Origin of the sequence: Shewanella sp. 6_MG-2023, from assembly GCF_030547195.1 — a bacterium.
In the GTDB taxonomy this organism is placed as follows: Bacteria; Pseudomonadota; Gammaproteobacteria; order Enterobacterales; family Shewanellaceae; genus Shewanella.
This window is the reverse complement of sequence record NZ_JAUOQU010000019.1, coordinates 42,494-55,176: the sequence shown is the minus strand read 5'-3', so window position 1 is coordinate 55,176 and position 12,683 is coordinate 42,494. Positions and strand designations below refer to the sequence as shown.

The following is a 12,683-nucleotide window of genomic DNA, read 5'->3' as shown; positions in this document are numbered from 1 at the left end:
AACTTACACGTGTGCGCTGAAGCAAAAAATTTTTAAAAAATTTATACGCTCGTTTGAATTTTTAAAGTCGAGAATGCTATTTAAGCAAATTTTCAAAGCTACTCGACACAAATCATTAGTCAAACTCATGGGAAAAAATGCTACTTTAAGTGAATGGAATTAAAAAGGGGCCGAAATGATGTGTGGCAGAATTGAAATGCTATTTGATGGCATGAAGCAAACACTTGATGACTTGTTTGATATGCCACTGTCGATACAAACAAACCTTGATTTACGCCCAACAGATACTGTTACCTGCATCACTCGTACTTGCCCTGAAACAACCCCATCAATAAATGCCGCAGACCCTAGTAGCACTGCAATTGCAACAATAAGTCACTCGGCAAATATTCCGCCTTTAACTGTCATAAATAGCCTTTGGGGGATAAAACCTAATTGGTCTAAAAAAATCATTATTAATGCCCAAGGAGAAACCGCGGCCGACAAAGCAACGTTTGCCAAGGCATTTAGACAACAGCGCTGTATCATCCCTTGTAGTGCTTGGTTTGAGTGGCGCGATGAACGCCAGACTAAAAAACAAAAGTATCGCTTCAGTCACGCAGCTAATAAGCCATTGTTTATGGCTGGCATACTGTACCCTGAAGAAAATCAACTGGTTACACTTACCATTAACCCTAATGATAAATGCGCTCAGTATCACCACCGCATGCCATTGTTTATTCCGTCTACCGAGATTAACAACTGGCTTTATCATGATGTTTCGCAGCTCCAGCCATTACTTAATCCACTACCAGATAAATGGATTAAGATCTGTCGCGCCTAAATGATTAAGCCGCTTTCTCCAAAAATTTCCCCCTGTTAATTCTGAACTCGGATAGGGTTAACACACTTTAAATTTCTATAATTTTATTAAGCAGATCACAACCTTGAAAATTAACTCCGCTAGAAAATGTAAAACGGTAGCTTTGCAGCCAATTTTGAGTTTCAATTAGCATAAATCGATAAGATGGTCTTTAAGTAACGCAACTTAAGTTGTTTTACAAAGACAAATTAAAATGTGCTATCCAATTTTCAGTGTTCTTAGTTTTAAAGTAACGGATTTATTTTCATTAAGATATTGGTTCATTGAGTAAGCGCGGTTTGTTAAGACCATAATATTTGGTACTTAACATGGGCGATAAAGCCCCTTAACTGATGATGGAGTTACTATGAAATATTTAGCTATGATTGCTGCACTTATGTTTGCAGGTTCTGCTTTTGCTGTTGATTGTGTTGATTGTCACAATACTATTAATGTTGAAGAGCATACAGAAATGGAAGCAACCATCGCAACTTGTGATGATTGTCATGGTTTTACTGACCATCACGAATTAGATACTGATTTACACACATCAGATCTAACTATTACTGATTGTGCTGATTGTCACACAGTAGAATAACTAACTTAGTCTTGATGTAGATTGTCCATAATCCAGATTTGGTCAAACTAGTTAATCAAGTGTAAGCGCTCTATAAAGAGCAATAAAAACCAGTTGCCTTGCAACTGGTTTTTTTGTGCCTGTCATTAACCAAAAATAACTGATAGTTACTCAGCTAACAGCTTGTTAATCGCTTTTAGACTGACATTAACGTCTTTATAATCCAATGGAACACAATAGCTTTGCTGATCAATCGCCAATACCAGTGACGGAAAACCCTCATTAGGTAAAGACTGAGCAACATTAAGCTCAGACAGTAATTGCTGCTGCGTGGCACTGGAGGTTAATTTCGCCCTAAAGTCTGCTTCATCAATACCCAGTTGGCTTGCGAATGCAATGAGTGTGCTGTCATCTGAGGGGTTTTGCGCCTGCAAATAATAGCCTTGTTGAATGGCAAACAGCATTTGCTGCTCTAAACCATAGTGCCTTGCCACAAGGCAAGCCCGACAGGCGGGATAAGTCGAACGCCTTGGCTTGCATTGACGCCAAAAATCAAAATTAAATTGGGTTCCTAGCTGCGTCGCTATTTTTTGCCAGGTGTTAGCTAAAAATTGCTGCATTTCTAGTGGCATTGGCACATCGGAGTCTGGGGCTAAGCCGCCTAACAGGTATGTCAGTTGCACCTGAGGCAACTGCAGCTTGATTTGCTCAGCTAATGCCAGCCAAGTGGGGCGATATCCCCAGCACCAACTGCACATAGGGTCGTAAACGTAAAACAATTGCACTTGCTTACGGGCTAATGGCTGATCCACTAACGGGCTGCTGAGTCGTTGAGGCATGTATCACTCATCTGTTTTAAAGGGACTAAGCTAGCTGTTATACCATCAATTCAACTAAAAATCAGAGTCAAACTCGGGCGATTAAATTCGATTCAAATTTTGCCATTAAACAAGGTATAATCTGGCCATTATTGATTGGAGAGTCCCCATGGCCAGAACCGCTGCAGCACTGCACATATTAGTTAAACACAAAACCCAAGCAGAAGACTTAATCAAGCAACTTGATAATGGCGCTAAATTTGATGTGCTAGCAAGAAAACACTCATCGTGCCCTTCAGGAAAAAGTGGCGGTAACTTAGGTGAATTTAAAAAAGGTCAAATGGTGCCACAATTCGATAGAGTCTGTTTTACTGGTGAGCTTATTACCCCCCATTTAGTTAAAACCAAGTTCGGTTGGCATGTGATAAAAATTTTGTACCGCACCTAAGGAGCCACCTTAGTTTATTGCGTTTTCGGCGCACATTTAACTCACCATACCCAAGCCTAACATCATTGTTTCTTGAGTATTAATCGAGAGCAATCATGTCCAAAGTGTTTATCATTGGTTTGCCCAGAACTGGCACCACCAGCGTGAGTGCTGCCTTACTTGAACAGGGATTAAAAGTCGCCCATATCGGTTTAACCAAACGCGCTTTTGAAGTGGCCGATGTGGTTTCAGATGTGCCCTGTTTTTGTGATTACCCACAGTTAGATCAGTTATTTCCCGATGCCAAATTTGTCTACATCGACCGACCTATCGACACTTGGGTTGCGTCAATACAAATGCTGCTCACAAAAATGAGGCCAAACCTTGCCGATAAAACCGGCACCTTCCATCCGATCCTTAAGCGCTGTTTCAAACAAACTTTTGGCCCGTTAGACGCTGATAATCTGCTAGATGAAGCGCGTTTAAAAGCTTGCTACCTTGCGCATCAACAAGCTGTTTACCATTACTTTAAGCATCGAGATGACTTTCTATCGATAAAACTTAGCGATAACAATAGCCTGCAAACTTTACTCAACTTCATTGGTATACATGACAGCCCCACTGCTGAGTTTCCACAGCTTAATGTTGGCACCCATGTGGCAAGCTGGGGCGAATATAAGCACCCTAATAAAGTGAATACCAACTTAGCAGGCCCTGAACATCGCAAGTTTTTTGATTATCGAATTCCTAAAAGTTAGTTATGCCTAAGTTGTAACTCAGGCGAGCTTTGCTATAACTTAATGGAACGATTAAGCATTGTTTTGAACAAATAGTCACTGCTCGCTCAGCATCATTCAATGCCAATAGTGACCATACCCACTTCTAGCCATAATGAGAACACCATGAAATTACATCCACTTATCATCGGACTCTTCGTCGTCATCACCAGCCCTGCAAGCTTTGCCGCTAGCGTATTAGATATTCCTAGTAGTGTTGATGTATTGCTATTGAATGGCCAACAATTGGATACTGATGAAGTGACTTTGGTTGAAGGTGACAATCAGCTGCTATTTCGCTATCAGGTTAATTACCGTGATAGCGGCATGCAAACGCAATTTAAATCTGAAGCGGTGATCGTAAAGTTTAGCGCCAGTAATGATACCTATCGCCTTAAACTGCCAAGCATACGCAATCGAAATGCCGCCAATAGCTTTAATAAATCGCCCCAATTAACCCTTACCAATAGCCAAGGTCTACCTGTGGAGTTTATACAAGATTTACTCCTAAAAGATGGGCTGCAATTAGGCCGCGATTTTGAGCTTGAGCTCAGCCAGTACAACCTTAGCAATAAACCTGCCGCCATGAGCTTTACGCCGCTAAGTGTCGACAACGCCAATCTCGCGACTAAGCCAGCGTTAACTGCTGCACCAACAATAACCTCGACAGCAACGATAACTCCTGCGTCAACGACCACAGCAGCACCTGCCACTGTCGCGGCTGCGCCAGCATTAGCTCCGACAGCGATGACACCTAAGACAATTGCTCAAGATCAGGCAGAAATCACTGAAATGCTCGATTATTGGTACAGTAAAGCCAATCAAGAAACTCGCGCTAAATTTAAAGCCAAAATTAATCAGCAATGATTAACTAACCCTAATTTATAAACGCTATTTTATAACGTTAAGTTATTTTGCTATAAGTAATAAAATGCTGTTAACAAACTAGTAACCTTGGTTATCATAGACTCGAATATTCTTTAGGGTCATAACCATGTCTATTAGCTTTACCAAGGTGTTGCAATCTAACGTCACCAAATACACGCTCACCAGCCTAGTCGTACTGATCATGCTGGTGTTATTAGCCATTTATAGTGTATTGCGCCTAAGTATGCCCAGCTTAAATACAAGCTTTAATAGCCAAGATATAACAGCGCCTGTCACCATTGAACGTGATGAACTCGGCACGGCGATTATCAGCGCCAGCAACCGCCTTGATGCCTCTTATGCCCTTGGCTATGCCCACAGCCAAGACCGCTTTTTTCAAATGGACTTATTACGACGCAATGCCGCAGGTGAACTGGCTGAAATATTTGGTGAAAAGGCACTTGAGCGCGATAAAAACCGCCGCTTTCATCAGCTACGCAAACGGGCACAAATGATATTTGATGGCTTAACCACAAAAGAAAAGCAAACCCTTAGGGTTTACACTAAAGGGGTAAATGCCGCACTGAAGGCGCAAACTCTGTCCTCATTTGAATACCTACTCACCCAATCAAGTCCTCAACCATGGCATGAAACCGACAGCTTATTGGTCATATTTAGTATGTATCTTGATTTACAAGGCAATACCATTAAGCGAGATATGGCCTTAACCCAAATAAAACTGACCTTTGGCCCCGATATGCTGGCATTTTTAACCCAAACAAGCCACCATCAGGCAGCTCTTGATGATAGCCAAATCCCCTACTTTGACGGCGATATCCCAACACTTGAGCCCCAGCTTTTGGCTCAAGCAAACAGCAGCACAATCACCGCCCCATTAGAGGTCGGCAGCAATAACTGGGCAGTGACCGGAGAGCTTACCAAGTCTGGCCGGGCAATGTTATCTGATGATATGCACTTATCGTTTGCCGTACCTATTATCTGGTATCGAGCGCAATTAAATTACCCCAGCATTAGCGATGCTAAAACCAATAATGTCCCAAATAATACCAATCCATCGGCGCAAATAACTGGCGTCTCATTACCCGGCGCGCCAGCCATTGTTGTGGGCTCTAATGGCAAGCTCGCTTGGGGATTTACCAACAGTTATGTGGACACCGCTGACTGGGTTGAAATTGACGCCAACACTGAAATAGCGCTTGAATATGAGCCGATTAAACTGCCCAGCTCAGAAGTGATGCATACAGTACAAGTCAGTGAATATGGCCCGGTAAAAACCGTTAATGATAAAAACTACGCACTATCATGGGTCGCCCATCAAGACTATGCGATTAATATGGGCTTAATTGAACTAGAGCAAACAACCACAGTCGATCAAGCCATGGCATTAGCCAGCAGTATCGGTATTCCAGCACAAAATATGTTGTTAGCAGACAGCCAAGGTAACGCGGGCTGGAAGATAGCTGGCGCGCTACCAAGTCGTAGTAATCCTGCCAATGTCGCTCAAACAGCAACTGAAGTGCAAACCCAAGCTTGGCAGCAACCCCAACCCAATGTCCCAAGTGTCATTAACCCACTCAGCCATCGTATTTGGACCGCTAATTCACGGGTGCTCTCCACCCAAGATTTAGCCCAATTCGGTGATGGCGGCTATGCTCTTGGGGCCCGCGCTACGCAAATTCGGGACAGATTACATGAGCAAGAGCAATTTACTGAAACTGATTTTTTTAATTTGCAGCTAGATAATCAAGCACGATTTTTACAGCCTTGGCAGCAATACCTACTTAATCTGCTAAGCCAACAACCCAAACGGTTCGCTGAAGATGTTAAGTTCATCAATCAATGGGGCGATTGTGCCTGTGCAGACTCGGTGGGCTATAGCTTAGTAAAACATTTTCGCGCCGCCATGATAGATCAAAGCTTTGCGCCGATTGAAACTAATCTAACAAGCCAAGGCAGCAGCTTAGCTGTGATTAAGCGCTATTTAGAAACGCCTATGTGGCAACTGATCAATCAGCAGCCTAAAAGCTGGCTACCTAAGCAATTCCAAAGTTGGGATGAATTTGCCATCAGCGCCTACAAACAGGCTAAAAACGCCTTACTTAAACAGCACAGTCAAGATAATCAGCTAGCTGATTTACGCTGGGGTGAGGTAAATAAGCTCGACATTAAGCACCCATTTTCAAAACAGATGCCCTTACTGAGCCATTGGTTAGATATGCCTGCTGCACAAGGTTATGGCGACAGCTTTATGCCAGCGGTGCAAGGTGCCTCATTTGGCGCCTCAGAGCGATTTATTGTACAACCGGGCAATGAGCAAGATGCCATCATGAGCATTCCTGGTGGGCAATCTGGCCACCCGTTATCGCCTTATTATCGTAGTGGCTATCAGCAATATGTTAATAATCAAGCTACGCCATTATTGCCACAAACTATTGAGCACACATTAACCATTAAGCCGCGCTAAACTTGCGCGGATTTTGCCCTTCGGGGTTGGTAAAAGTGTAAATAGCACGCGGCCACATACACCACTACCACGGTGGCTATCGATAATTCTATAATAGCCAGTATCCGCACTTGCTGAATGTATTGCTCAGCCATATTAATGCTTTGCATCCAGCTGATCATTTTAAATAATGCTGTCGCGCCTATGACCATAGGGAAAGTAAACGCGGCATAGCCAGGGCTAAAAGGGAGGGTTAGTAACTTAAAGAAGGCTAAATAAATAATACTGGTCATCAGCACTGCAATGCCAAATAGTAAGGCAATGATAATGGGTGATGGCGTAGCCGTTACCGTTAAATAACCCGCTAGTGATAAGCTTGCTGGCGCCGCTAAAATTGCCATGGTCGGTTTAGCCGCATCAGGCACTTCATGGGTAAATATCAAACGATAAATCATCACCGGCAGCATCAAGGCATAGGCAAGCATGCCAAATACCAAGGCGATATGGGCGATTAATGTCAATTGCGGGTTACCTGAAAAAGACACATCGGCCACGATAATCCCCACCGGCGGCACAAACCAACTTGGCACCATATGATGTAGCTCAAATGCTTTAGCGCGGTGATATAAAAAGCTAATCAAAAATACGATATGAAGCCCTACTGCAAATAACCATAAAGCATCACCGACTTGAGGGTAAAAATGCCCAACTGAGTTAGATACTACCATGGTGGCCATGGCAAAGGTCGGTACTACACTGCCAACCACAGGGTGCGCTAAATCTGCCTTTAAGGTATGAGACAGCAATAAAAACTTCAGCGTTAACACCAGTAATAATAGGCTCGCAATAGCAGCGCTGCCCCATTGACCATAACCCTGAAAATCGGCGAGATTCTCCCAGCACCAACCTAAGCTAGCAATCGCCAATGCTAAGCCTGCCATAGGGGTTGGAGCGGTCATTAATTTAGCTTTAGCGATGTTTATCATGGTGGCCTCAACTTAACTCTCGGATAAACCCCTTTGTTAGCAATCAAAGAGATTGCAATAAAAGAGTTTCAACTTTTTAGCTTGAGTTGATATTACTCTTGCTAATTGTTCAGATATATCCAATTATTTAAAACATGCGTTAAGTTTAATTGAACGTATAATTAGGCCATCAACAAAACAACTGACAATAAAAGCAAACTGGCGTTAAACCTAAGTCAGCGCTAATGATAACCATGAAAAGCGGGGATGATAACACCATGGCGATACTGATATCTTTGCGGCAGCTCAATGTATTTAACGCTATTACTCAGCACAACACCTTAACTGCAGCAGCTGAAAAACTATACTTATCAAAAGCGGCGGTAAGCATGGCGCTAGCAGAGCTTGAAAAACACTTAGGACAGCCACTATTTGATCGCGTAAATAATCGACTTATCCTTAATCAAGAAGGTCAAAAACTGCTGCCTTTGGCCGATGAATTACTGGATCGCGCCCAGCAAATCAATACCCTCTTTGATGATGAGCACGCCAATAGCGGTAAACTCAGGCTTGGTAGTAGTGACACCATAGGCAACCATGTTAGCCCTTATTTACTGAGCCAGTTTCGCCAGCAACAGCAACACTTCAGCCAAAGTTTATTCATTTCAAACTCCGCCACTATTTGCCAAAAACTGCTTGATTTTGAACTAGATGTCGCCTTAATTGAACGAGATAATTACCACCCAGATCTCCTCTCTGTGCCCTTCAGTGCCGATAACATGTGTGTTATTAGTGCTTCTGAGCACCCTCTAGCTAAGCTTGAAAAGGTAACTATTAACGATTTAGACAATCATGATTGGGTGTTAAGAGAGTCAGGTTCCGGATCGCGAGAATGCTTTATCAATACGCTGGCACCACAACTTAAACACTGGCAACTGGCCTTTGAGCTTAATACCACAGAGGCATTAATTAGCAGTGTCTCAGCAGGGCTGGGCTTAGGTTGCTTATCCACCTTAGCCGCGCAATATGCTATAGAAAGTGGTCGAGTTAGTTTACTCAAACAACCAATTGAAATGCCGCGCAGCTTTTGGCTGCTGGTGCATAAAGACAAATACCAAAGCCCACTACTCAAAAGATTTATGACGTTTTGTTTGCAATGGCAATCAAGTGTTCAGCTTTGATATCAATAAGGTATTGCTGCGGCAGTAATGCCGCCCATTTGTTTCTGATTGCTAGTACATAAAGACAAATACCAAAATCCACTACTCAAACGCTTTATGAGGTTTTGTTTGCAATGGCAATCAAGTGTTCAGCTTTGATATCAATAAGGTATTGCAGCGGCAGTAATGCCGCCCATTTGTTTCTGATTGCTAGTACATAAAGACAAATACCAAATCCCACTACTCAAATGCTTTATGAGGTTTTGTTTGCAATGGCAAACGAAAAAATAAATAACTTGTTCATCGAGTCGAGCTGAAAATCACTTCGTAGTAGGTGCCGCTACCGTTATACGCTCTTGGTTAGATAAGCGAATTTGAATGCCATCCACAGTGGTAATACGCTGCGCTTCAATGTCTTTTTTGCGCACATAATAAGTTGCCGACATCGCTTCAACAGGCGATGAAATGGTCACTTGCACAATTTTATTATCGTCATACCATGACCAGCCCCAAAAGGCTGCAGTTACTAGCATCGAAACGGCGATCATCGGATAAATAATCAACTTTGAAAATAGCGGTGAAGAATCACTGCCCATTGACACTAAAGCCGGCTTTTTCTTTGTGCCACGACCGCTGCGTATGTACAGCACACAAGCGACGATCACTAACAAGGTTACCAGTATTTTTGTAAGCACAGCGTGTTCCACAGTTAATTAGCTTAAGTATAATTATACTGATTTTAAAGATATAAACCGTTATATAAAACACAGCCCGTTAAATTAACTATTGCTAATGGATAATGTTTTAACCCCAAAGCCAATAAGCCAGTCACAGCCGCTATTTCGATCTATTTAAGTGCGTTAATTATTCGCACTGCACCATTACGTAACAAAGCAAACGACCAACTGAGCGCCATCACAGACTTTCATTGGTTTAACTTAGTTACCGCTAGGCAATAGTAATGCTGCAACGCTATAACTTGTTAGCCTTTTGACTGAGTTAACATTGCGCACTGGCCACGTTTTGGAATGTTAGTTGCACTTAAAAGCAAGTATTTATGATTGGCGCTGATGAGCCATTACTTTTAGCTTAATAAGAAAATATATGACTCGAAAGCTCACCGTTTCAATAGGCCAATATTCCAACAAAGGCATTAAGGAAATCAATCAAGATTTTCATGGCGCCACGATCCCAAAGCAACCACTATTGACCTCTAAGGGCATTGCTATTGCCATTGCTGATGGGATCAGTAGTAGTGATGTGAGCCAAATTGCCAGTGAAGCTAGCGTAAGGGGCTTTTTAGATGACTATAGTTGCACGCCAGAATCTTGGTCGGTTAAAAAGTCCGCCGCTCAGGTGCTAACCGCCACAAACTCTTGGCTCTATTCCCAATCCCAAAAAAGTGAACATCGATTTGATAACGATCGTGGTTATGTATGCACTTTAAGCGCGATGGTCTTCAAATCGACCACTGCCCATATATTTCATATTGGTGATAGCCGCATTTATCGGTTGCGGGATAATGAAATAACTCAGCTTACTGAAGATCACCGCCTGTGGATAAACGCTCATAAAAGCTACCTTAATCGCGGCCTAGGTATCAGCCCCTTCTTAGAAATCGATTATGATGCTAAGGCACTAGAACTCGGTGATACTTTTATCTTAACAACCGATGGCATTTATGAATTTATTTCCGAAGACGAAATTAACTCATTAATAAAATTACATCATCAAGCCTTAGATATTGCCGCCCAAGTCATTGCAGAGGTTGCACTGGCCAATGGCAGCCAAGACAATTTAACCATTCAAATTATCCGCATTGATGACTTGCCGCTGCAAAGCGCTGATGAAGCTTTACAAAAACTCACCGAACAACCTTTTCCACCTATTCTTGATGCCAGAATGAATTTTGACGGCTATCAAATCCTCAGGGCTTTGCACCATAGCAGTCGCAGCCATGTGTACTTGGCCATGGATATCGACAACCTAGAAAAAGTTGTCATTAAAACACCATCAATAGATTTACAAGGTGATCCTGCTTATCTTGAACGATTTTTAATGGAAGAGTGGATTGCCAGAAGGCTAAATAATGCCCATATCCTTAAGCCTTGTCCGCCCACTAAACAGCGTAATTATCTCTATGTAGCCATGGAATACATCGAAGGCATTACCCTGAGCCAGTGGATGTTAGATAATCCACAACCCGCTATTGAAACCGTGCGTGATATTGTCGAGCAAATAGCTAAAGGCTTGCGGGCTTTTCATCGGCAAGAAATGATCCATCAAGATTTACGCCCTGAAAACATCATGATTGACATTAATGGCATGGTAAAAATCATAGATTTTGGCGCCACCAAAGTAGCTGGTCTTGCTGAAATATCATCCCCAATCGTACATGCCGATATTCTCGGCACAGTGCAGTATACCGCCCCCGAATACTTTGTAGGTGAAGTTATCACCCATATGGCTGATAACTTTTCACTGGCGGTGATCACCTATCAAATGCTCAGCGGCAAATTACCCTTCGACGGTAAGATGTCCCAAGCAAGGACCAAAGCGGCGCAAAACCGCTTGGTATATCAATCAGTACTGGATGATGAGCGCGACATCCCGGCCTGGATTGATGATGCGTTAAAAAAAGCGCTCCATCCTAATCCTTATAAACGCTACAGTGAATTATCAGAATACTTATACGACTTGCGTCATCCCACTCAAGCTTTTTTAAATAAAACCCGTGCCCCACTTATCGAGCGCGAGCCTGTTAAGTTCTGGCAAGGGATTTGTGCAATCTTAAGTCTCATCATCTTGCTATTAATATTTCGCTGATGTGCTAATTAACTTTACCTTAACTATGTCACTTAAACTGGAGCTGCACTATGGAAATCAACACCCTAAGTAAAACGATTTTAGCTGCCAAAAAAGCACAAAAACTCACCTTCAATGATATAGGTCAGATGGTGGGCCGAGATGAGGTCTGGGTGGCGGCATTATGCTACGGCCAAGCCTGTGCATCTGAAGCTGAAGCAATTCAAATTGCACAAGCCTTAGGTATCGAAGCAGAGCAAATGATGCCACTAACCAACTCCCAACTTAAAGGCTTAGGCCCGACAGTGCCTACCGATCCATTAGTGTATCGCTTTTACGAGATCATGCAGGTGTATGGTATGCCGATGAAAGCTGTGATCCATGAAAAATTTGGTGACGGGATAATGAGCGCAATCGATTTTAGTTTAAACATTGATAAAATTGAAGATCCCAAAGGCGATCGCGTATTAGTGACCATGAATGGTAAATTTTTACCTTATAAGAAATGGTAACTGGCAATTACAACTGAGCTAGACAAGGTGTAACTACCTAGACCATGCCTCGCCGATTAATAAATCCTATCGCCATTAATGGGCGGTGGGATTTTTGTAACAGTGACGCGATAAAGTTAACCGAAGCAGTGCTATTACCTTAATACTTTTGTGCCATCTATGTTGGGCAAATAACTGACGGGTCAAAGCCAATTGGCTATAGTGCCGAATATAATGCTAATTCATATTATTACTTCACCTTATTGCACTGTAAAAAAAGCCAATTTAAAGCCAGTTACAAATCTGGTTAAAACGCTCCCCTCGTCCACAGAAAAAGCTTTGTTACATTCGTAACACATTATATTTATTGCATTTTTTAACAATTCGATAACCCAAAAAATCTTGTATCCCCGTATTAATGAGCTTATAATTCAGCCGCTACATCATTGAAACAAAATTGCCAACTACCGTAAACAAAATGCGAACATCATA

General features: G+C 42.5%; 12 protein-coding genes. 9 read left to right on the top strand and 3 right to left on the bottom strand.

The window, feature by feature from the left end; genetic code table 11:
* Positions 1 to 175 precede the first annotated feature (175 nt).
* Both Q4533_RS12355 and Q4533_RS12350 read left to right on the top strand, forming a co-directional pair.
* Positions 176 to 823, top strand: a complete 648-nt coding sequence (locus tag Q4533_RS12355) for an SOS response-associated peptidase family protein (RefSeq protein WP_303502837.1) — start codon at positions 176 to 178, stop codon at positions 821 to 823.
* A 385-nt stretch (positions 824 to 1,208) separates the two neighbouring features.
* Positions 1,209 to 1,439 (top strand): hypothetical protein, encoded by a 231-nt coding sequence (locus Q4533_RS12350; protein ID WP_303502836.1) that lies wholly within the window; start codon positions 1,209 to 1,211, stop codon positions 1,437 to 1,439.
* Between the two features lie 146 nt (positions 1,440 to 1,585).
* Here the strand turns inward: Q4533_RS12350 and Q4533_RS12345 are convergent, their stop codons facing one another.
* On the bottom strand, positions 1,586 to 2,257 hold the full coding sequence (locus Q4533_RS12345; protein ID WP_102477075.1) for a DsbA family protein: 672 nt from the start codon (positions 2,255 to 2,257) through the stop codon (positions 1,586 to 1,588).
* A 148-nt stretch (positions 2,258 to 2,405) separates the two neighbouring features.
* Between Q4533_RS12345 and Q4533_RS12340 the strand changes: the two genes are divergently transcribed.
* The 4 genes from Q4533_RS12340 to Q4533_RS12325 all read left to right on the top strand — a co-directional run bounded on the left by Q4533_RS12340 (position 2,406) and on the right by Q4533_RS12325 (position 6,791).
* Positions 2,406 to 2,684, top strand: a complete 279-nt coding sequence (locus Q4533_RS12340; protein WP_102439027.1) for a peptidylprolyl isomerase — start codon at positions 2,406 to 2,408, stop codon at positions 2,682 to 2,684.
* A 95-nt stretch (positions 2,685 to 2,779) separates the two neighbouring features.
* Positions 2,780 to 3,421 (top strand): sulfotransferase family protein, encoded by a 642-nt coding sequence (locus Q4533_RS12335; RefSeq protein ID WP_102477074.1) that lies wholly within the window; start codon positions 2,780 to 2,782, stop codon positions 3,419 to 3,421.
* A gap of 144 nt (positions 3,422 to 3,565) precedes the next feature.
* Positions 3,566 to 4,306 (top strand): DUF2057 domain-containing protein, encoded by a 741-nt coding sequence (locus Q4533_RS12330; protein WP_303502835.1) that lies wholly within the window; start codon positions 3,566 to 3,568, stop codon positions 4,304 to 4,306.
* Positions 4,307 to 4,433: 127 nt separating this feature from the next.
* Positions 4,434 to 6,791, top strand: coding sequence for a penicillin acylase family protein (locus Q4533_RS12325; RefSeq protein WP_303502834.1), 2,358 nt, complete (start codon positions 4,434 to 4,436; stop codon positions 6,789 to 6,791).
* Here the strand turns inward: Q4533_RS12325 and Q4533_RS12320 are convergent.
* On the bottom strand, positions 6,788 to 7,756 hold the full coding sequence (locus Q4533_RS12320; RefSeq protein WP_102477072.1) for a TDT family transporter: 969 nt from the start codon (positions 7,754 to 7,756) through the stop codon (positions 6,788 to 6,790). The genes Q4533_RS12325 and Q4533_RS12320 overlap by 4 nt on opposite strands.
* A 263-nt stretch (positions 7,757 to 8,019) precedes the next feature.
* Between Q4533_RS12320 and Q4533_RS12315 the strand changes: the two genes are divergently transcribed.
* The gene (locus Q4533_RS12315; RefSeq protein ID WP_303502849.1) at positions 8,020 to 8,916 is read left to right on the top strand and encodes a LysR substrate-binding domain-containing protein; all 897 of its coding nucleotides are present in this window, start codon (positions 8,020 to 8,022) and stop codon (positions 8,914 to 8,916) included.
* A 299-nt stretch (positions 8,917 to 9,215) separates the two neighbouring features.
* Here the strand turns inward: Q4533_RS12315 and Q4533_RS12310 are convergent, their stop codons facing one another.
* Positions 9,216 to 9,590: a hypothetical protein gene (locus Q4533_RS12310; protein ID WP_102520808.1), complete on the bottom strand. Its 375-nt coding sequence runs from the start codon at positions 9,588 to 9,590 to the stop codon at positions 9,216 to 9,218.
* Between the two features lie 409 nt (positions 9,591 to 9,999).
* Between Q4533_RS12310 and Q4533_RS12305 the strand changes: the two genes are divergently transcribed.
* Both Q4533_RS12305 and cynS read left to right on the top strand, forming a co-directional pair.
* A complete protein-coding gene (locus tag Q4533_RS12305) occupies positions 10,000 to 11,721 on the top strand; it encodes a bifunctional protein-serine/threonine kinase/phosphatase (RefSeq protein ID WP_102439037.1) in 1,722 nt (573 codons plus the stop codon).
* 50 nt (positions 11,722 to 11,771) lie between these two features.
* Complete coding sequence (gene cynS / locus Q4533_RS12300; RefSeq protein WP_102439039.1) at positions 11,772 to 12,212, top strand: cyanase; 441 nt, start codon at positions 11,772 to 11,774, stop codon at positions 12,210 to 12,212.
* Positions 12,213 to 12,683 lie beyond the last annotated feature (471 nt).